21 protein-coding genes are annotated in these 21,033 nt (G+C 48.4%); 9 read left to right on the forward strand and 12 right to left on the reverse strand.

Features of this window, described 5'->3' with window-relative positions:
* Nucleotides 1-18: 18 nt before the first annotated feature.
* On the reverse strand, nucleotides 19-1,269 hold the full coding sequence (locus DDZ13_RS09620; RefSeq protein WP_110131244.1) for a hypothetical protein: 1,251 nt from the start codon (nucleotides 1,267-1,269) through the stop codon (nucleotides 19-21).
* Between the two features lie 125 nt (nucleotides 1,270-1,394).
* On the opposite strand from DDZ13_RS09620, the gene DDZ13_RS16015 reads away from it, so the two are divergent.
* The 6 genes from DDZ13_RS16015 to DDZ13_RS09650 all read left to right on the forward strand — a co-directional run bounded on the left by DDZ13_RS16015 (nucleotide 1,395) and on the right by DDZ13_RS09650 (nucleotide 5,028).
* Nucleotides 1,395-1,748 (forward strand): winged helix-turn-helix domain-containing protein, encoded by a 354-nt coding sequence (locus tag DDZ13_RS16015; protein ID WP_110131245.1) that lies wholly within the window; start codon nucleotides 1,395-1,397, stop codon nucleotides 1,746-1,748.
* An 18-nt stretch (nucleotides 1,749-1,766) separates the two neighbouring features.
* Nucleotides 1,767-2,387, forward strand: coding sequence for a hypothetical protein (locus DDZ13_RS09630; protein ID WP_146209321.1), 621 nt, complete (start codon nucleotides 1,767-1,769; stop codon nucleotides 2,385-2,387).
* 59 nt (nucleotides 2,388-2,446) lie between these two features.
* Nucleotides 2,447-3,508: a hypothetical protein gene (locus DDZ13_RS09635; RefSeq protein WP_110131247.1), complete on the forward strand. Its 1,062-nt coding sequence runs from the start codon at nucleotides 2,447-2,449 to the stop codon at nucleotides 3,506-3,508.
* A complete protein-coding gene (locus tag DDZ13_RS09640; protein ID WP_110131248.1) occupies nucleotides 3,505-3,951 on the forward strand; it encodes a hypothetical protein in 447 nt (148 codons plus the stop codon). Before DDZ13_RS09635 ends, DDZ13_RS09640 begins: the two co-directional genes overlap by 4 nt.
* 136 nt (nucleotides 3,952-4,087) lie before the next feature.
* The gene (locus tag DDZ13_RS09645) at nucleotides 4,088-4,465 is read left to right on the forward strand and encodes a DUF2958 domain-containing protein (RefSeq protein ID WP_110131249.1); all 378 of its coding nucleotides are present in this window, start codon (nucleotides 4,088-4,090) and stop codon (nucleotides 4,463-4,465) included.
* A gap of 98 nt (nucleotides 4,466-4,563) precedes the next feature.
* The gene (locus DDZ13_RS09650) at nucleotides 4,564-5,028 is read left to right on the forward strand and encodes a hypothetical protein (RefSeq protein WP_110131250.1); all 465 of its coding nucleotides are present in this window, start codon (nucleotides 4,564-4,566) and stop codon (nucleotides 5,026-5,028) included.
* On the opposite strand, the gene DDZ13_RS09655 is transcribed toward DDZ13_RS09650, so the two are convergent.
* From DDZ13_RS09655 to DDZ13_RS09705, 11 genes are all read right to left on the reverse strand, one after another.
* Nucleotides 5,011-5,988 carry a DUF4417 domain-containing protein gene (locus tag DDZ13_RS09655; RefSeq protein ID WP_158279869.1) on the reverse strand — a complete coding sequence of 326 codons (978 nt, stop codon included), beginning with the start codon at nucleotides 5,986-5,988 and terminating at the stop codon, nucleotides 5,011-5,013. The genes DDZ13_RS09650 and DDZ13_RS09655 overlap by 18 nt on opposite strands.
* A 133-nt stretch (nucleotides 5,989-6,121) precedes the next feature.
* On the reverse strand, nucleotides 6,122-6,520 hold the full coding sequence (locus DDZ13_RS09660) for a hypothetical protein (RefSeq protein ID WP_110131252.1): 399 nt from the start codon (nucleotides 6,518-6,520) through the stop codon (nucleotides 6,122-6,124).
* A complete protein-coding gene (locus DDZ13_RS09665) occupies nucleotides 6,520-7,086 on the reverse strand; it encodes a hypothetical protein (RefSeq protein ID WP_110131253.1) in 567 nt (188 codons plus the stop codon). Before DDZ13_RS09665 ends, DDZ13_RS09660 begins: the two co-directional genes overlap by 1 nt.
* Before the next feature lie 31 nt (nucleotides 7,087-7,117).
* Entirely contained in the window at nucleotides 7,118-7,930 is an 813-nt protein-coding gene (locus DDZ13_RS15740) for a hypothetical protein (protein WP_233246133.1), read from the reverse strand.
* 94 nt (nucleotides 7,931-8,024) lie between these two features.
* Entirely contained in the window at nucleotides 8,025-8,726 is a 702-nt protein-coding gene (locus DDZ13_RS09675; protein WP_146209324.1) for a hypothetical protein, read from the reverse strand.
* A gap of 65 nt (nucleotides 8,727-8,791) precedes the next feature.
* Entirely contained in the window at nucleotides 8,792-9,337 is a 546-nt protein-coding gene (locus DDZ13_RS09680; protein ID WP_110131256.1) for a hypothetical protein, read from the reverse strand.
* Between the two features lie 44 nt (nucleotides 9,338-9,381).
* On the reverse strand, nucleotides 9,382-10,236 hold the full coding sequence (locus tag DDZ13_RS09685; protein ID WP_110131257.1) for a hypothetical protein: 855 nt from the start codon (nucleotides 10,234-10,236) through the stop codon (nucleotides 9,382-9,384).
* A gap of 37 nt (nucleotides 10,237-10,273) precedes the next feature.
* Nucleotides 10,274-10,891 carry a Shedu anti-phage system protein SduA domain-containing protein gene (locus DDZ13_RS09690; RefSeq protein WP_110131258.1) on the reverse strand — a complete coding sequence of 206 codons (618 nt, stop codon included), beginning with the start codon at nucleotides 10,889-10,891 and terminating at the stop codon, nucleotides 10,274-10,276.
* Between the two features lie 109 nt (nucleotides 10,892-11,000).
* A complete protein-coding gene (locus tag DDZ13_RS09695; protein WP_110131259.1) occupies nucleotides 11,001-11,279 on the reverse strand; it encodes a hypothetical protein in 279 nt (92 codons plus the stop codon).
* Nucleotides 11,280-11,344: 65 nt separating this feature from the next.
* Nucleotides 11,345-11,887, reverse strand: coding sequence for a hypothetical protein (locus DDZ13_RS09700; protein ID WP_110131260.1), 543 nt, complete (start codon nucleotides 11,885-11,887; stop codon nucleotides 11,345-11,347).
* A 316-nt stretch (nucleotides 11,888-12,203) separates the two neighbouring features.
* Nucleotides 12,204-13,070: a hypothetical protein gene (locus DDZ13_RS09705; protein WP_110131261.1), complete on the reverse strand. Its 867-nt coding sequence runs from the start codon at nucleotides 13,068-13,070 to the stop codon at nucleotides 12,204-12,206.
* Between the two features lie 561 nt (nucleotides 13,071-13,631).
* Between DDZ13_RS09705 and DDZ13_RS09710 the strand changes: the two genes are divergently transcribed.
* Genes DDZ13_RS09710 through DDZ13_RS09720 form a run of 3 tightly spaced genes read left to right on the forward strand, consistent with a single transcriptional unit; the run spans nucleotide 13,632 to nucleotide 20,924 of the window.
* Nucleotides 13,632-14,426 (forward strand): hypothetical protein, encoded by a 795-nt coding sequence (locus tag DDZ13_RS09710; RefSeq protein WP_110131262.1) that lies wholly within the window; start codon nucleotides 13,632-13,634, stop codon nucleotides 14,424-14,426.
* A 32-nt stretch (nucleotides 14,427-14,458) separates the two neighbouring features.
* Nucleotides 14,459-15,082: an RHS repeat domain-containing protein gene (locus DDZ13_RS09715; RefSeq protein WP_158279870.1), complete on the forward strand. Its 624-nt coding sequence runs from the start codon at nucleotides 14,459-14,461 to the stop codon at nucleotides 15,080-15,082.
* A gap of 19 nt (nucleotides 15,083-15,101) precedes the next feature.
* Entirely contained in the window at nucleotides 15,102-20,924 is a 5,823-nt protein-coding gene (locus tag DDZ13_RS09720; protein WP_110131264.1) for an RHS repeat-associated core domain-containing protein, read from the forward strand.
* Nucleotides 20,925-21,033: the final 109 nt, after the last annotated feature.

Raw genomic sequence — 21,033 nt, forward strand, 5'->3', positions numbered from 1 at the left:
ACTCAGCCGTTCACAAGCTCAGGGCTTCAGCACAATATCAAAGGGAAGAGAAATCCGCCTACCCTTTCTTTGGATCTTTCTCGTGGTCGCGTTGATTGCTAATTTAGTCGAATCCTTAAACTCCTTGATTCGTCCTAATGCCTGAAATGCTCGGGGCCCTGCATCCGCGTAAGAAATCCAGATTGGAAATAACTTTTCGCCCTGCTTCACGACAATGAACGGTCGCTTAGCCGGTGGTCGTAAAAAGTGAGTCACCGAAACCCCATCCATATCCTGAACATGCCTTAAAATGTCGTTCACGACAAAATGAAAAAACAGCTTGTCCAGCTCTGCCATGTCTCGTGGGGAAGCTTTGGCTGGTTCCTTTTCAGTGAACTCTTCATTCCCATCGCATATCGACTCCTTTGCGCGTCTCGCACATTTCATAATATCCCCACGGCGCTTCGATGCGTATAGGAAAAAGCCCGAGTCAAAGAAGAGACCAATAGGTTTAGTCACCGCAGGACGAGTCCCTAGGCCTGAAATATCCGTGAGGGCTGGGATCACATTCCAGACGCCAGCACTTTCCAAAAGCTCAACGGCAACCGCTATTTCTTTCGCTCGAATTTTGAGTTCATATGCTCCCGACCTCTTTGCCAAAAAGGTCGGACGAAAAACCTGACCAGATGCCTCAATCGCAAGTAGTTCATGAAGCTTAAAAATCGAGTCACTGAATGAATCCGTTCGTTCAGCGCTGCGACTCAGCGCACATGACCAATCAAAAATGGACCCCGCCGATGGAGCTATATAATCCAAAACAAATTTGCGCCAAGCGCGAGCACGGTTATCAGCGGATTTGCTTAGCCATTGATTGTCGCTAGTGAGCCATTCAACCTTGTAAGGATTAATCTGAGCAGCCTGACAGCTGAAACCTCGACACAAAAGATCTAGAATCCCTTCAATCTCATTTCGGAAAAGATATGATTCTGGGCTGGTCTTTACAGAACGCCCAGAAATCAGGGAATCTAGGTAGTGGCCCCAGCCTTCCATCTGGGATGCGATTGTTTCGCCCCGGTAAATTTCACCCTGTAGTTCTTTAGGTGTGAAGTCTTCGAGACCATCCACTCGCCCTTTTAGAAAAAGGCGGCGCCGTAAGTGACTGGACCGCTCATAAGAACAGCCGAATTCGGCTCCTATCTTTTTCGCACGCTTGAATGGTAAAGTCGGCACGAACTCTCCTTCGGCAAGATTTTTCAATCTTTCTTCAAGTTTTAAGAAGTCAAATTCCATTCTTAACGTATATTATTTTCGATATTTTAAAACCTATCCCCTATTTCAAGGGACTTTCTAGCCTTTTCTGGCACTTTTTTGTGACAGTTGCAGTAAAATAGCGAGCGCTCAAAAAAACACGTTAAATGCAACGTGTTCAATCCAGCTCTAGAAAGGTCAGCCGCCGCAGAAGTCAGTCTGAGGAGCGTATCATTACGGAGGTCGGCCTAATTCTAGCACGAGGAATCATCGCGTGCAGACACGAGCGCCCCGAACCAAAGGCAGTCCGTAAGGCCGATGCCACAGGCGCACCCGAAAGCGTACAGAGCCTCCTACGTCAAAATGCGGGTCAACCGCTGACTTGCAGCGCCATCGCGAGAAGCCTCGGCGTATCAAATTCAACAGCTCGCAACCAACTGAAGCCTCTCCTGAAGACTGGGATCGTCACGCGCCACGGACGTGGACCCGCGACGACCTACGTCTCAGCAATAAATAAGTAATAACAACACATCAAGATCATGAGTAAACATAATAAAAACCAAATAACTGAAAGCCTCACAAACTTCAGTCTGACGAGTATCGCCCGTATAGAGACTGACCCACCTGGCGAGAAGACTCTCGCCCTTACCGACGGGGATTCCAATTTAATAATGGATACAACTTGCGATCCCGATGTAGTCGCTTGCTTCCTTGGTCTCATGCCGGAGGGTCATTTCACCTCGGGCTTTATTTTCGAGCTTTTCAGCGTGCCGATCAGTGATGTTCAAGCCGTTCTGCTTATCGGACTTTTCTTCGATCTCAAACAAGCGGAGGCGATACCAATAGCTCTGTTTCACAACTGGATGAGCTCTAGCTTTGAGAAACGGTTTGCAGCCGGCTACGAAGCCCTAGCCGCGATCATGGATGAATGGGACGACCATGAAATGCCCCCCAGCCTCAAAAAATTGTATTCTGACACGACTAAGGTCCAGTCCGCTTTAAATCAAGCCACCAAGTTGATGCAACGGATTGATGGACCGCTGAACAAAGCTCTTGAGCAACAGCAAGATTTGGAAAGCCCGGAAGGCTTGCGTCTGGAAATTAGCTTCTACTCCGAGGAGGAAGAGGAAGAGGACGACGACGAAGAAGTCCCGTTCTAAACTCAACGTGGGGGATTTATTCCGCAGGGCGGAATAAATCCCCCAAACCCATTAAAATTATGAAGTACAGAAATAAATACATCGTCAACAGACTCAAAGAATGGCTTGCAGACCCACATCGCTGCTCAGCTTCTGATCTTCAACAGGAGCTTGATTACTTCGCTGCGCAACACCTTGGGCCCGCGTTACTTCGGCTTCAAGAAATACCCAAAGATCAGCGAATGGCCGCGATTAAGGAGGAGAATAAGAAATGCAAACACGTGACTGAAAAGTGCCTGCTTTTTATGGCCCAGCATGTTCTCGACACCCCCAACGAGCCGCCCGCATGTGACTTCCACAAAACTCTGGAGTTAAACCGAACCGACTTGTTTGAGCTATCGGATTTAATCGGCTCGGATGAAAAAGATTCGGCCTCTTTTAGAGACCGCCTAATCGAAACAGGTCGAAGAATGATCCAATTCGGCGAAACGGTTGAGCGCTTACGCATCGAGGGACTTCTTCAAACCTATGCGCTCGTTTATTTTTATAACAGATGGGACAAGGAAGCCGCCACGAGAGATGAAAAACATTTAATAGAAGAGTTTGGGCATCCCCTGTTAAAAGCGAGAGGCCTACCATCCGGAAAAACCGCATTGTACAGGGCGATTCACACCTTCGAGGAACTAGCAGAAGCCATCACCGATCAAGCGCCGCCGTCATGCGTGATGACCTGTGAGTTTAAGGAATGGTTTCACAGCCTCATCCTAAAGATCACGGAGATGTCAAAACATGGCCCAGACGGCTTTTCAGACCATTTTCACCTCATGGGTGCCCTCCCCGGCCTGCGTGAGTACGGAAGGTCCGCAGATGCCCAAATCGAGGAGAAGCCCGCACCGAAAAAGTCAACGAAGAAGACACCCGAAGCGATCGCCGAGACCCTGAATGCAAGAAGGCCTCAACAGCGGTCAGCATTTATAACCCGCACCTTCACAAAAATTGATGATGCTCTTAACGTCATCAACCTGCTTGATACCACTGAAATTACAGTGCCCACGGATCAAATATCCGCCACTCGACAATCACTCGAGGCCGCCATCAACAAGTTAAATGCGCTCGATAGAACTGAAGGAGGCATCAAATGAAAACCACAATATCAACAGTTTTATCGAAGAATTATTTCTTTAACAATTACACTATCCTCAAAAAAGAGGACCTATGCCACCTACTACTTAAGGGAGATGTTGTTGCTTCGTCAAAATGCTCAACCGGAGGCTTAGTGCGGTTACTGGAAAACGAGTGTATCATTTGCGCACCGGAGGCATTCTTAATCAGGGAAATTGTAATCAGCGACTTCCATGCGGCACTAGTTGCCAGCCTCTATAAGCATGTAGATGAGGACAAGCCAGAAGAGAACTGGTTCAAGCTGCCGATCATCGAACGCCTATTTACAGGATTAGAGAATCTTAAATCCAATAAATCCGAAACTCTAGCCAATCTATTCAACCAGCTCCACTACTGCCACATGGAGCAATCCATCGTTTCCGGAGAAATTGACTATGAAAATGAGTATCCAATGGACGGATAAAACAAGGCACGCTTGAAGCGAAATAAGAATCAACCAGCCCAAACAGAGTCACACGAAATTCAATTGGTCCCGTTGGAAGGTCTCGGCCAACCAAAAGCCGATCCAAAAAGATAAGAACCAAAGCATAATAACTAATATGAAAGATAAAATACCACATTTGTTCACTAAAAAGCAGTACAACCGACTTTTGGCGAATGGCCAGAAAGGGCTAGATATTGACCACATACCTGTCATCCTAATGACTGTTCCTTGGCATTCAGCATCGTGGCTCCTTACTGCGATTTTACCTGACAATAAAGATATTTTGATTGGCCTATGCGACCTCGGCAACGGCTACCCGGAGGTTGGGTACGTCTCAATCGACGAACTCCTGCAAATAGAGCACCCGGTGGGTTTAAAACTCGAACGGAACAAATACTTCAAGGCCACGTATCCATTGAGCGTGTATGTTAAAGCCGCTAGAAACCTGGGGAGAATCACAATTTCCGACGTTGATCTTGAGCCATTTGCATAATCCAGGCACTATCTTGGAGGAGTCTTGTTCAATATTAGATTTACAAGAACGATACCGATCGCATTAGATCAAGGGCTCAAACATGAGCTTAATATAGCATGACACCATTTTACATACCCCCAGACATCGAATTTGCGCTTACACGTCTTAATGTGTGCTGTGGTCCTGCCTCATTTGCCGCGATTACGGGACTTCCAGTCTGCAATGTCTTGCGCTACTTCGTTGGCTACCCTCAGAAGCAACATACTAATCTTATGTCGATGAGGGACGCACTAATCCTGAGCGGTCAATCTTGGGCTGATCGCAAGGACAAAACTTTCCCGAATGTGGGCCTCGCATGGCTCGAACCAACAGGCCCATGGGAAGGTCAAAAACTGGGATTTTTTAAGGCTCTCAGGCACTCTCATTGGATTGGGCTGTATAAAGAGCACGTCTTCGATGTGAATGAATGCAGGTGGTTTGATATTCAAAACTGGGAAGAGAGCGTTGCCACAAAATGGATAGCGGCCTGCCCGAATGCAACAGGCTGGAAAATAAGATCATCACTAGAAATTTTCGGCTAGAGGAAGCAACTCATAGGACTCAGATATTTCATATATTTCTGGAATTTCCTCAACGGGTTTACCGTCGCTGACTCGCTCAGAATAAACTCTTATATTGTGGTCTAGAATCGCCGAGACGGATTCACCTTCTAGCGTCGGCGAGTGCTCCCAATTCATACCGAGCCCCAAGCGCTGCCGCTTCATCGCTTTCATATATGGCGTATGATTAACCAGGGTCACCGTTTCGAAAACATCCCTCAGTTCCCGGTAGACGCCACCGCCAGCCAAGGCTAACAAGTGCAGCGGTCGGCCAAGTTGACCAGATAGCTCCCTCATCTTTTCGATTGCCCGATCAGCAAGCTCCTTTTGAAGCCAACCGGTTCCAAATTCAGCTGAAACCGTCCTCACTTCAGGATATCTTCTGAGGAAGTGGAGCCAGTATTCCCAATCCTTCTCGAAGTACACCGAGGCCTGCAAGTGAGGAATGATCGGCAAACCCGCAGAAGTGAGTGTCTTCATCACGAACTCGATACGCTTACGACTGTACAGGGAATGCGTCCGAGGAGCCTCACGGAAAAATGAGAAATTTGGAATAACCAACCCCCATAAATTAAATTCACTCAAATTTCGAACTACATTCAAACGATCATGGTAACGCCAAAATCTCTCTAATCTCCGATCAAAGTTATTCGCAACCACAAGAATTTTAGTGTCCTGCTTCAGCTTGAACTTTTTCCGCAAATCCCGTGCGCCCGAAAACCTGCTCCTATAATTATCCGCACCTTTCAACGCGAAGAGATCGTAAAGGGAAAGCGCGACAAAGTCAGACTCAACTGGATGATCCCTTCTAGATCCACCGGTCGATATCCTTGGAATATAGCACGGGACGTTGCAGTCCTCGGGGACTTCCAAATGCTTCACTGAAGCTAAATGGTCGCCTGCTACCTCCATTTGCCGACGAGCAAAATCCAAAGGCTTCATCGGGCATACAAATTGACATGTTTGAGGGTCACATTCTGACGCACAGTATGAAAAGCAGCCCCAAAGCTGCGCTTGGTCCATGCCACCACATTCAGAATGAAAGGCACACTGCCGACAATCAGTTGCCTTCCTGCTAATCATGAGACTCCTCATCGTTTACGATTTCTACCGTGAATGTCGGTGCGATCTCATTGACATCCACAATCTTCACCGGAAGGCAGTTCGGCACCTGGGGTTCAGATTCGAAAAGATGCCGAATTTCCTCTTCTGCACCGCCTGTGATATAGCCCAATATCTCAGTCGGAGCCTCCGAGGCGATTACTGCAGCGCCCTGCGCAGTGAGAATAATAATTCCAAGCCTCCCCGGAACAGCCTGGAAAGAAACATCATCATTTAAGATGCAGTTAAACCGCCGATGAACAAGATGCGGCGTAGCGGAAAACAGGGAATCCCCACCAAGCTGCTCCTCAAAACTGCGGCGCTCACAAGTGACGAACTGGTTGTTCTTCTTTTGGATGAAATCGAGTCCCATTATTCTATCTCCTTTGCTATAGCTTGAAAAATCCAGCTCCTACCCTCCTTCTTGCGTGTCGCTAAGCGTAGTGCATTGAGTTCATTCAAGCGATTATTCCAACCAGTGGTTCCGATACCAGAGTCATCAATCTCACGCAGCTTGGGTGCGCTAGATGGGCCAGTCTTTGCTAGTAGGCGTAACGTATCGACTAAGTATGGCTCAATATATCCGAGTATGCCTGAAAAAGAATTATCGCGGTTGAGAATCTTTTGAATCGGCAACTTACGTGCGTGGAAAATCTCATGAATTTCCTCCTCCACGTCGTGGGCAAGATTCTTCACTAGTGGATAAACCTGCTTTCCAACTGCTAAATCCGCTTCTTTGAAGCAGGGTAAAATGGAAGCTTTCAAGAAGCTAGCATTTGTTGCCTTAACTCCTTCGAAATCGAAAACGGCTACAATATCAGATTGGGCATTGCTCCTTTTGACTTCATCGCGAACCGATTCCCAAAGGTCATCGCCCAAGGATGCACCCCACAAATAAGGCGTCTCGGGAAAGGATTTTTTCAGTTCAATCAACAACATGGCCTATATCTCACTTAGTTCAGTGAGATTGTCAAGCTATTTTGGGGTTTTTCCAAAACACTTCCAAGTGGAATCCAACTTCATTAGCAGAAACGTTGGTTGTAAGGCTCTGTTCGCCGATCCCCTCAAAGACGACCCTCGCATTTCCGGATGCAAATGAAATCCGACAGTTCAAATCCGCCAGGGATCTAAACAACTGCTTGAAACCAGTCCCACAGTTGTCCGGCCTACGTGACCTGTGATCCTTTGCTGCAGCCATGACAGCTTCAGTATCAGTATTCAGGTCGGCATTCGCCTGATTATCCCTTAAACTGCTTAAAATACCCCGTCCTGCATCCGAAACACATAAGGTGAACTCGTCAGAGTCGACGTGATAGCCCACCACCCCTTTGAAGTCGTCAATTCCATCCGGCTCGCTGTGCTGAATAATATTATCTGACAACTCTGTGAGCGTCTTAGATAGCGCATAAGAAAAGCGAACGCTATGGCCCACAGCCTTTAAGCTAGAAACAAAATGCTGACGGTAGTCCACCCACTCTTGACTCCTCAGCACGTTTCTCTGCCGAACCGGAAAGATTCCATATCCCTCAGACCGGTCGCTGTCGCCCAGCACAATGCTTGAGGTGCCACCTATGATCCTACCATGGAGGGGGCAGTTCTCACTTAGTTTACTCAACTCTCCGTTACACCATTCGCTGTAGTTAACGACCTCGGACCGAGTCGCCATACGCAACGAAGTCGAAAGGCTGACCTCGGAAAAATTTGAAGCAAAAGGCCGACCGGTTATACCCTCCGCCTCACAGGTTAGCACGCCATCAAGTTGATCCCAGGTAAACTTAGACACGGAATCACAAGAATTGAGAACACCAGCATCTTCAATGTTAAAGCTCTTGTTCTAGAAAACCTATTATCCGGCCCCACAGCGGATGCCGATGAACTTACTCGACTGATTGGTCTTTATTCGCACTGAAGAATGCTGCCCGAAGTCGATCAAACTCTTCAAAGTGATTTCCGTAGTGTCTTGTGAATGAGTGGACTAGCCATTGGTGCATTGTCAAAGCCTTCTCCTGATAGGTTTCGACAAGCCACGATAGTCGGATTTGGTCAGGATGCTCCTTCATAAATCTCTTGCTCCTTGATGTCCACTTGTCCCAATCGTGAAGCTGTTTCAGGTCTAATATAACCTGCCACTTCTCCTCTGGAAGGGAGCAAACGTGCGAGATCTTAGGTAACCCGTAATGCAGGGTGTAGTTGCGAAAATCCTCTATAAATTTCGGCAAATCGTCCGAGAATAACTCCTTCAACTCTTCTTGATACTCGTTTCTGTGGTCCTCTGAAATCAGTTCCGACCGCATCATGTTCCGAGTGTGCTCCACCATCGTTTTCACAGCTGCTAGGAAATTGTGAAAATACCGGACCATATGATTCTCGAAATCTCGATATTCAAGCCTCCTGGACCTATCGAGCGCCATTTCAGAGAAGCGTCCAGATTCAATCTCCTGAATAAAGCGCAATACCTCGAAACTGTTGACTGATAAAATATCTTTTGTGCTTCCATACGAAAGCAAAGCTAGCATCAACGAATTCCCTGGGTGCTGGTCAATATCTTCAAAAATGGGCAATGACTGATCGGGTTTCATCTTACAGGCCTCGATCTTAGAGAAAGGATACGGAATACAAGCGTGAATAGACCTAATGGGTTGCGTCATCCCTCACAGTTCGGCTCGGCTGTGGCTTTCGGGTAGGTAAATTTATAAGTTCCATCCTGCGCACCCTTCAGTTTTTCGGCCATACGATTTCTTCCATCTTCCGTTCTTGCAACTAGATCATCAGAAAGAGCATTTAACAGCGAATGAATACGAATTATTTCACTATCATCTGGGCAAAGCGTCAGCGCTACAGGGTAAATCTGATCGCCTCTTTTTTCTACAAAGAGCTGATTGGCTTCTAGACCGTCATCTAACGTTTCTAAAGGGTCAGTATGTCCGTATAGTAAGTCACGCGCTTGGGTTAGTGATTTATGAAGATCACGCAGCTCTTTAGGTATAGCCTTATTACTAATCATACCCATATCGGCATTATTCGTAAACGGACGTGCGTAGGACGTAATAAATGCAATCCAAAGAGGCCACTTAACCTCAGGGTCTGAAGTGCTCTGGATAAGTTTGAGGAAGCGCTGGGCATCAGCTATCGCAGCACTTGCATAAAGATCACGCCAAAGTGCTTTGGCTATGTGTAGTTCAGATTTCATTTAGCTCCTTGTATGGTGCAAAAACCACTCATCGCTAAAGTAAACTAGTTTGCCCATCCTACCTCCTTCAAAATAGTGCCGAAGCATCTCACTGCCAATTGGGCATCTTCTTCAACGAGTGGAGGGGTTTGAAGCTTGTGCTCCACATTAGGCTTACCTCGAGAGTGGAGAATGCGAATTGTATGCGACGCATGTTGAACCAATTTCTTATGCTTGCCTGACTCGTGGCGGGAATAAGCGTCGATCGCATCGTTTAAATCTTTACCGGGTGACTGTATTAAATGCCCGATAATCAGCCCCACAGCATCACGGCACCGGTCGATTACATTTTTTGGCCCCTCGCGGTTAATGCTGACTTCAACGTCCTCAATCCGCTCTTCGACTTGTCGCTTTATTTCAGTCGGGACCTCTTCCCATTTCATCTCAGGGATCTCTCCGAGCGATCTGTAAGATTTTAACACAACAACAAATGTATCATTGGAATCCTGCTCGATATCAACGATCCGCCACGTTGATCTGAAGTCTTCAGATCCTAGATACACCAGAGGTAATCGTGCCCCGTGCAACTCCTTGAATTTGTGTAGCGGGTCTCGTTGATATTCATACATCATCATGGAGGCCTTATCGCCGGCTAACCCATTATGCTCGGAAACATAAGCCCTCGTGGCATGACCTCCCGAGTACACCCGACCTCTCCGGACTCTGGTGACGGGGTCAAAGCTGTCCTCGAGGAAGAGACGGCCAGCAAAATCTCTTGAATCTGGATAATCAATCATCCCTTCAAACGGCTCAAAGCGTAAGGGTAGAAGCATCGGGTATGGATAGAGCCGATGACGCAAGCCTACCTTTCCACCAACATAGATTTGCCCGTCTTTTACGCCTATTCCTAGATAATACATTTCCTTTATTATGGAGGCCAACTTAAGCCTCGGATTGTCAGATATAGATTTCTGGGTTAGCGTCGATTTTGTCGGCAGCGTGAAAGAGTCTGTCGCATGTGATAATCTCCACATCACTGTCTTCTTTGAATGCTGACTTCCGCCCCAGCATATATCCCCCCAGATCATTCCGCCTTCCCATTAGAATAGCATACGAGAAGGATACATGAACATCAGGATCGAAGATGGAACACCCGGCAGTGCATGTCAAAGAGTCACGTGGACCTCGGTAAAGATCCTTCTCTTTCCCATACCGATCGACAGTTTCTAAGACCTCTCTTCTATGGTTCCTAATATAACTCTTCCAGCTATTTATTTGCTCGAAGGCTTTGTTCGCCCTTTTGGCTAGAACCTTGTCCTTCGTATAAATTTTCTCTTTCGGCGGTTCAACCTCGATAAGCTTAATTTCGAATGCCCCAGAGTATGGTGCTATGATCGCAAAATCGGCCCGATATTGTGTTCCAAGTGGAAATTCCTTCAACAGGATTGTTGGATGCCCGAGCACAGACATGGGGGTTTCCAAGAGTATGGCTGGATTTTCTTCCAAAAAGGATTGCAACTCTCGCTCACCGTCTCCTCGGTCAAAAATCTCTGTAAGTCTATCTCTTACTTTCATTTTTTAGCGATAAAAACCCGACACCCGTGCCTGCGAGGTTCGTGGCTCAAGTGGCTCTCGAAAGCTCGGGCGACGTGACTGCAGATTGAACAGCTCTGGCTGGATATATTCACTTGTTTTTAAGGGTCACGTTTTCATCAGTTCGCCCTAGTCTTTCAATGTTATCGAAAGATACTCCTGGAACGCGCTCAAGAATCATCGCTTTTCTATTTTCTTCGGAGCTTTCGTTGTATTTTTCAGCCTGAACTGTCTTCGCCGCTATTAATTCCTTAGCTTTTTCAATCTGAATAATTTCTGCATTTTGAACCGGTTCTGGCTTACAGCCAAACGCTATAATACCGCAGAGACTAAAAATAGTGATTAGGATATAGTTTGTTATTTTATTCATGTTTACTCATTCTTTTCACTCACAGTGAGCCGATAGCCGCAATGCCGTTGTCTCACTAAATATTGTTAGCTTCTGCAATTAAGTATGTCTATTACTTTATCATATTCTGATGGTTTGACCAAAATCGGAATAGCCTCTTCGCCTTTTGCTCGTGCAACCGCCAGACGCTGGTTACCTCCACCTATGTAAAGAAGATTTCCGTTGTGAATACAGACTAATGGTGGAGTCAGGGCTTTGTTCTCCACGAAATGTAGGATTATTTCCGCTTTTGAACCAACCCATCCAATCTTCCAAAACTCATCTGGATGCTGACGAGAAACACTATGAAGCCTGTCGTCTAGCTCTGCAATCTTGACTGATTCAATTACCCTTAGGCCTTCCGGATATTCCTCAAAAAACGATTCAGGGTCCAAGCCATCGAACGCATAGTGCTGATCGGCTTTTTCGAGTGACCATCGAACTGTAAAGTCAGGCCAATCTTTGATTGGAAGATCTCTATACTGCTCTTTCATTTCAAAGATTCGCTGCTTTTCAGCTTTAAATTCTTCATCGTAGAGATAGCGCATTCCTTCTCTGAAGCGCCTTTCAAGCATCTTATTCTTATCCATATTGTATGGTGTGGAGCTCAGTGCAACTAAACATGGGCATTCAGCCACCGAGGCTCTAGTGCGTCAATGTTTGCCTTGCTCCAAAGCAGCTTCGATCCATGCAGCTTTTCCTTAGGAAATATTGCCTCAAAGCGCTTTACCTTCAAAATATCACGCGAAAAGCAACTCCTATGATTTGCTCGCTGTTTTACTGCGGCTCGAAGCAGTCAAGATCAGCCACCCAACCGATAAGCTGTCTTTATCGTATCGGTGCCGCTTTTTGACACTGACCTAGAAAACAGATTACGCGGCGAATGCCGTCCCCACTCTCATCTGGCTAAAATTCCATTTTTTCTTTTCGGGTGTATGCCACACACTTGGATGCCAGAGGACACATGAGGCCTTCCTTCTCTTCAAACCAATCCCATGAAACACATGCCCCATGCTTGAAACTCAAATTTTCTTCTGGAGCCACTTTTCTTCCATACCAGCGAGCCTTATACATGCCGCAAATTTGCAATCTTGGAATTTTCCTAAGGCTGGGATATAACCCCTCAAATATGGAGTCGAAGAGAAGTCTAACATTTTTATCATATCCAGATATTTTTTGAATGAAGTCATCAATGACAAATGCTCTATGGTCATCTCCAAGACCAGTATTCATATAGCGAATAGTCTTAAAATCCTCAGACAGGCTGCAATTTCCAACCTGACCATGCGTCAGTTCGGTCCTCAATTCCTTTAGATCTTGGAACCATTCATCAAAAGCAATCGCTAAAACCTCATTAAGCCATTCCGGAAAACCAGAACCATATTTTCTTTCTTTAGCTCTTTTGAAGAGTTTTTCGTTAGATGACTTTTGTATCGACTGCACGTCGCGAAATATCCCGTAAAGCGTGTCACGAAGGCCGTCGATGGCCGAGTATAGTTCACAGACAAGAACTTCGCAAAGTGCTGCAATCTGCCTAGATCGACGGCTTGAAGAGTATCCCTTTTCTTTTAATTCTTTGCGATCTTCATGCATCGTAGGGATCAGGTCATCTGCAAGTCCCGCTATGACCTTGTATTTTTCTAAATGATCGGTGATAGCGGCAAGCCCTTCGGAAACATGTCTGTCTTTATATGTATCTGCCGCGAAGGCTGCAAACCGTTCTAATGGTGTCCATTGCTCAGGAACAAATTTCAGTAGGAAGGTTTCATTCATTTCTAACGTCCATTAGTGATATGCCCTGAGAAAACTGGACACGGGATTCTCTTAAAGAGAGGATTAACCCCCAGCGAGACAACGCTATACTGCCGAGTAAAAAAAGCAGGCAGCCAAACTGATACGAATTGATGGGACCTCGTTGAGAGAAGTGTCCCACCAAATCGGGATAGTCGAATCCACCAGCCGTCAAAGCTGGCTTCTGCAATGCAAAACCAAAAGCTGAAGGAGCAAGCGTCTTTAATGAATTCAATTAATTTCCTATTGTATGTATTTTACGCAATCTTTGCAGGCTTTGAAACTTCAGGCATATCGACTCAATGTGATTCCCCCTGCAAATATCGCGCAAAAAGCAGCATCTGTTTATGCGATTTCTCCTTAAGGTGGGCACGTAGCAGACGTTCGGGAACAGCCGCCCTCCCCCGAATAAAGATAAACTAGTCCCAAATGACTAATTTATACCTAAGCTTATTATAGCTAATACGATCATCTTTACCTGGATTTCACAAATCTTCCTCTCGACCTTTACTTTGGTTTGTGAGTTACTCTTCACTAAATACCATGAAAAGTACTCTTCCCCTGTTCGTTACTCTAGCTTGTATTCCAATTGCTGTTCTTTGGGCCAACGAGGGTTTACCTGAAATCATATCGGAAAGTGAAGCAGCAAAAATTGTTGCCGACGAAGAACAGGCCAAAGAAGCAGCTAAAGATGCGCGTGAAGCCGAACTGAACAGCGCGGATATCACTCGAACCGTGAAGCTCAAGCAGGGTGACAAAACAATCGTCTTCAATCTGGTAAAACCTTCCAAGCAAAGGAGCACAGAGACAGATGCTGCGAGCGAAGATACCCTAACCACCGAAACCGCCGCTTCCCCGGAGCGCGGTTTTTTTGTCGAACCCGACAAGGTTTATGTAAACCTGACGCTGTCCGGCGAAGTTGATACAGAAACCGGGATAAGCGAACTCTGGTGGACGGAGGGCAAACAAGATTATCGCATCTTTACAAACGCGAACTTCTTACACTTGGGAGGCATTGGGAGCTTTGAGGATGAGAACTCGCGCTACTCCGTATTTTCGATCATTACGCGGACAACATCGCATAAAGAAGAAGGCAAGTGGTCACCGGAATTGTCCGATTTCACGGAAGGCGTTCTCGAATATCTGATTGTTGAAGGTGATGAAAACCCGGAAGCATACCGTGGATTGGAGGCGATGCTCCGCTACTACGCGCATAATAAAAAGGCACTCCGAATTTCCTACGAAAATAGCCGGAAGCTACGAAAGGCACGCAAAGCCTATCTTGAGGCCAATCCGCCCAAGAAGCGGGATATCATCCTCAATTACTCCGAACAGTAACCACAGCAACCAACATCTCAATGAGCCTGTCCATGAAATCTTTTCTGTTCGTTAAATTGGGTGCAATACTCTTGCTATGCTCTCTGTCCTTGCTTGCGCGCCATGTCGGCTATGATGCGGCGGGGCGCGTTATCTGGAGCATTCAGCCGAGCGGGCAAACGACTTCTTTCAGCTACGATGCTAACGGGAACATCGAGTCGATCACTTCAATCACACCCGCCGAAGACACCGACTCGGACGGCATGCCGGATTACTTTGAGATCCGCTTCTCGGGCACGGCGACGGCTCTCATTCCAAGTGAGGATACGGATCAGGATGGCATGAGCCATTTGTTCGAGTTCGCCTTCGGCAAAGACCCTTCCGTCCCTGACGCGCAGAATATCACACCGATCAGCTTGGAGGTTCCCGATCCCCAAACGGGTGATCAGTTCTTTACCCTCAAATATCTACGCCCTTTGTCTGCGACCCAGCATCTCAGCTATAGCACACAAATTAGTTTTGATCTGACCCAACCTTGGCTAACAGATCCGCCCGCAGTGTTGGAAACGGTCGTCGTCCAACAGGAAGGCGGCGTCGAGGAAGTTACGGTCAAGTTCCTGCCCACGGTTGGCAGTAACGATAAATTCTTCATGCGGATCCAGGCAAGCACCCTCTAAAACCTTTTACTCAACTGAAATGAAACAACTCTGGTTCTCTTTTCTGACTGCCGCTGCCGCGACTTTCAGCTCCTTGTCGGCCAGCACGATTCCGGCCAACTACTCAAAGTCCTTTGAGGGTGCCCAACCAGTTGTCGGTGCACCCGATCTGGACAGTCTAAATGGTTCGACTTCCAGCGCGGGAGAGGCGGGCACGGCAAATCCTACAAATCCGGAGCCTCAGACCCAATCCGCTTCATCCTCCTTTCCCGGATTATCGGGCCACCCTCAAGTTGTGCAGAATATTGTCCGGGCGACAGATGGAGATGCCGCGAAGATCTACAATCTCATTCGCAACCATATTGAGTTCCAGCCTTACTTCGGCTTCAAGAAGGACGTTGAAAGCGTCTGGTTCAGCCGCCGCGCCAATGATGCCGACCAAGCTTTGCTCTTGGTCGAATGCTTACGTGCTGCGGGCTACACCGCAAATTACCGTTTCGGTCTCATATTCATGCCGATAAACGAAGCACACGAATGGTTTGGGACGGACGACTTGAACTCTCTAATAAACGTCACTGGAAATGCCGGCTATTTCTCGGGCTCCGCAGGCGGCGGAACCTTGTATGCCCTGGAGCAAATCTGGTGCGAGGCCACAATAGATGGTGTGGCACGGGGCTTGTCTCCGGCCTTTAAGGCCTATGATGAAGTTGCCGGCCTCAATTTGGCTACGGCAATGAACTACACCCAAGCAGGCCTTCTGACGGCGGCAGGTGGCACAGAGACTGGAGACTATGCGCAGGGCATCAGTGAACCTGCAGTGAATTCCTACTTGCAAAGCTGTGCCATGAATCTGGTGCAGGAACTTCAGGCCAACCATCCAACCGCAGCAGTCGACGAGATTGTTTCAGGTCGCCGAATTAAGAAAGTCAACGCTAGCACCGACCTGAGTGATGCTTTCTATAGCCCGAACGCTTACATCTCCGGGAGTTACGATACCTTTGTCTTTCCCGAGCCTTACACGGATTGGGGATTCAATGGAACGACCTACCGCTTTTACACACTGATGAATGTGGCAGTCGGCAAGGTCACAGCTGCGGGCGACCAATTCACCGAACAGCCCTTTATCTCTTACCAGGGGCCCAGTTCCGATTTTAGCGGCAAGAAAATATCCTTCACCTTTACGGACACGTCACTCGCTGAAATTCGCATTGATGGTGAACTGCAGGCACAGGAGACGACATTGAACAGCGGGAATATTGGCGTGGCCTACGCGATATTCTATCCTTTTACCCGTTCTGGAGTGGGAACGGCCTTCGACGAAGTCAGAATTCGCCCCATACAGCGCGACAGCACTTACGTCTATGCTTACGATAATGGCGGCTCCGGCGCGGTTGATTTTTCCCGTCAGGCGAAGCAGCAAATCGACCAATACAGGAGGGATGGCCTGATTGAATCCGACCAGGAAATCCTCACAGAGACGCTCTATATCATGGGTCTCGATTGGCTCTACCAGTTCGACCTCATGCTGGACATGCTCTCAAACGTGAATAACTTTACACCAATTGTTCATCACACGATGGCGCTGGTGCAGCAGGAAGCCGGGTTCGGAGTCGATATTCCCACCACGACCTTACCGATTTCGAATAATCAAAGCACAGGACAAAACGGCGAAAACCTTGCCGCCATGACGCTCATGGGCAGTGCAATGGAACACGGAGTCATCGAGCAAAGTTATCCCGACTACAATGCGGTGTCCACCGTGCGCTACGTGCGTGAAAACAATCTGGCGGGCGGGAAGACTTTCTATGCCACCAGTGCCAATTACGCCTCCATTCAAGCCGATGCGGATTTCATTGCCGGATGGACGAGCTTTTATCGTAACACGGTTTTTCAAAACGCGGTGAACAGCGGCAGTGCTCTAATTGTGCCGGAGGACGGCAATATCGTAATTGATGACCTCCCGGGCCTGGGTTACTTTGAGGATAGCACGGTGGGGATAGCTGCCCTGATTAATACGGGTGTCTTCCTAAATGGTGGCTTCGCGACGACCTCGGGGCAAATCAGCTTCTTCGATTATCCGATACCCGGCGATCCGACTTACGGGCCGGACAATATCGAGAACCCGCTTTCCTTTGAGCCGATTGATATGCTCACGGGTGCTTACGTTTACGATGGCACTGATTTGAGCCTGTCCGGTTCCGGAGTTCGGGGACTGACCTTCAGCCGTCATTACAGCTCGCTCGCGGCAGGCACGGATACCGGCATGGGCAAGGGTTGGAGTCACAATCACCAATCCACAATCATCGAACATGCCGATACGAACGCTGCATTCGGCGGCTCAACGCCCGTCCATGCGGCCAGTTTGATTGCTTCCCTCTGGGCGGTTCGCGACATGATGGAACTCAGCACCTCGCCAAAAGCCTGGGTCGTCGGCTCCTTGGCCGCCTACTGGGGCATGGCGGAAGTCGAGGACAACACGGCGACCCTTACAATGGGGCGGCGCACCTTGCCTTTCACAAAGCTCGCCGATGGGACTTTCCTCCCACCTGCCGGGATGACCGGTATTCTTACTAAAGACGGCGGCACGGGTGAATACTCACTGGAAGAGCGTTTCGACGTGGTGGCCGACTTCAACGCCGATAATAAATTGCAGTCCATCACGGATGCCGATGGCAAGCAGTTGATTTACGCTTATTACGCCTCCGGTGCGGACGAGGGTAAATTAGAGACTGTGACGGATAGCTACGGGCGCACGCTAACCTTCACCTACACAAACGGCCTGCTCACTAAGGTGGCCGATTCCACAGGGCGCGATGTCGACTTCGCCTACACGGGTGACTTGCTCACCGGCGTGACCGACCCTGAAGACCATACGGCAAATTACGCTTACGACGCTAAAGAACGCATCGAAACTTTTTTCAACAAGAAGGGCGAAATTATTGCGCATAACACTTACGACGCCTTCGGCCAGGTCAGCCTGCAAATAGCCGAAGATGATGCCACGCAGGAATGGGAATACGCCTTCACCGGGGTGCTGAACGCCGAGATCAACCCCGCCCGCGAATTCCTCACCTACACCTTCGATGAAAAGGGGCGAACCACCGCCACGACCAACGGCGCAGGCGATACCACCACGATGGCTTACGACGGGCAGAACCAGCTCGTGCGCCGCACGGATGGACGCGGCAACATCACTCGCTTTGAGTATGACGACCGGAACAATCTCCGCTTCACTTACGACGCCCGTAACGGCGCATCCGGCACGACCTACAAAATCGAGCAGCAATACGACGCCGAAGACCGCATGGTGAAGCTTATCGACGAGGAAGGCAACGAAACTGATTACACGTATAACGCGGAGCATCACTTGGTGACAGTCACCGATCCGCTACTCAGAGAAATCAGCTATACCTATTTTACATCTGGAATTCATGACGGATTAATCAAAACAATCACCACGCCGGGACCGACAACCGGCACGACGCATATCACCACGAATGCGTATGATGCCAATGGCTACCCGAATTCGATCACCCGACCTGACACCTCGGTCGTCACACAGACCTTCAATGCGCGGGGCGATTTGCTTTTCGCGGAAGTCACCACCGCAGGCGAAACCAATACATATCCGGTCACCAATACTTACGACCTGAACCGCCGCTTACTCACCACACGCGATGACCTGAATTTCGGAGCAACCATCGTTTACGATGCGGTCGGTAATGTGACCTCCACCACGGATCGCTTCGACAACGAATCGACGGCGACCTATTCGCCTTTGGCGCGTCTAGAAACGGCGACAGGGGCAGACGATGAGACGACATTCTTCTATTACGACAATTCGGGTCGCCGCGACCAGATCACCAATCCGCTGAATCAGACGAGTAACCTTGGATATGATGCTGCCGGACGCTTGGAAACCACAAGCAACCCGCTCAGTGAAACCGTCACTCAAGCCTATGACGGGGCGGGCAACCGCACGGGCTTGACCAATGCGCGAAACAAGCTCTACCAGTTCGCTTTTAATGCGAACAATCTACAGGAGAGCCTGACCACACCGCTCAATCGCGTGTTCAACTACACCTATGACGACCGCCTTTTGCTCAAGACGATCGAAGAGCCGTCCACTCAGACCGTCACCTACAATTATTACGACGATGGGCTTCTGCAGCAGACGGTTGATCAGACTGGAACCATTGATTTTGCTTACGATGCGAAGGGACGTCTAGAAACAGTCAAGGAAGGCTCGGATACCATTGCACGAGCGTATGATTCTTTGGACCGCATTGCGACTTTCACGGACAGTCAGGGCAACACCATCGGCTACGAGTATGACGGCGGCAACAACCTCACCAAGTTGACTTATCCGGCAAGTAAGGGTGATGTCGATTACGAATATGACGATGCGGGGCGCCTGACGAAAGTGACGGATTGGGCCAACCGCGAAACAGAGTTTTTCTATGACGGCAACTCACGCCTCATGGAAATGCGTCTTCCGAATGGCACCAAACGCGAGTATTTTTACGACGCTGCCGGACGGGTCGAACGGCTGACGGATACCCATATTGCGAGCAGCATCGTCTTGCTCGATCAGCAATACAAATTTGATGCGCTCGGCCGGATTGTGGAAGAGCGCGTCAGCCCGGAGCCTGTGCCTTATGTCATCACGCCAACCACTATGACTTTTGATGATGACGACCGCATTACCAATTGGCAGAGCGGCGCAGCGAATATCAGTCCGATTTTTGACGATGACGGCAACATGACCACAGGAGTTTTGGAAGGTTTATCGGCGACATTTATTTACGATTCGCGTAACCGTCTCACCCAAGCCGGGAGCACGACGTATGCGTATGATGCGGAAGATCGCCGTATTAGTAAGACCGAAAGCGGAGTCACCACAACCTTTGTCCATGATCCCCATGCACCGCTTTCAAGGCTTTTACAAAAAACAATTGGCGCCACGACGACCTACTATGTCTATGCAGGCGGACAGCTACTTTACGAGGAAACCGGCGGCCAAATCACTGCTTATCACTTCGATAGCCGGGGTAGCACGTTGGCGATGACTGATTCCACCGGTGCAGTTTCCAACAGAATTACCTACGGGGCATACGGGGAAGTTGTGGCAAGCACGAGTGCCCCTGGCACGCCGTTCCTCTACAATGGCGCATATGGCGTGCAGACTGATTTCAACGGACTGCTCCACATGCGCGCCCGCTATTACTCCACGGAGTTACGCCGTTTTATAAACCAAGACCCAATTGGCTTTTCCGGAGGCATGAATATGTATGCATATGCTGGGGCTGATCCTATCAACTTTAGCGACCCCACAGGATTAATACGCTGGGGACAGTTAGGGAAAGCGACTTTAGGTATCGTAGCTAATGGAATTGGTGTTGTGGTCGGAATTGGTGTTGCTGCAATCCCTGAGCCGTCGATGGCTACTGTTGCTGCGGGGGTTGTAATTACTGGGAAATCATCTTATGGTTTCGGAGCAAACTGGCAGAATTTCACAATGGCTCTTGTAAACGGAGACCCAGTTTCAACTGGTAGCTTAGCTAACGATGTTGCTGAGACAATCTCTCCGGGCGACCCCACTGCGCAAAAAATAGCGACTATAGCCGACCTTGGAACTGACTTAATCGGAGGCCAGATAATTTCAAAAGGAGCTATGAGTGCAGTTGGAAAGTCTCCCCAAGCGTTCCCATCAATAACCATTGTAAGCGTGAAAGACCCCACACAGGTCAGTAAAGCCGCGACGCTCTTCCAGTTTGCTTCTGTTGTAGATACAGGTTTTAATCAATTGTCTGATTCATTTTTCACAGATTTCTCCAATACACCTCAAAATCCTTTAAAATGAGTTACCTTAAAAACGCTTTTATTATCATTGGGTTTCTTTACGTCTTACAAGCGATCACTAGGGCTGGAATTGATCCGAGTAGTCTACATCCATACGAAGCATGGCTTGC

This window comes from Coraliomargarita sinensis (assembly GCF_003185655.1).
Classification (GTDB): Bacteria; Verrucomicrobiota; Verrucomicrobiia; order Opitutales; family Coraliomargaritaceae; genus Coraliomargarita_B; species Coraliomargarita_B sinensis.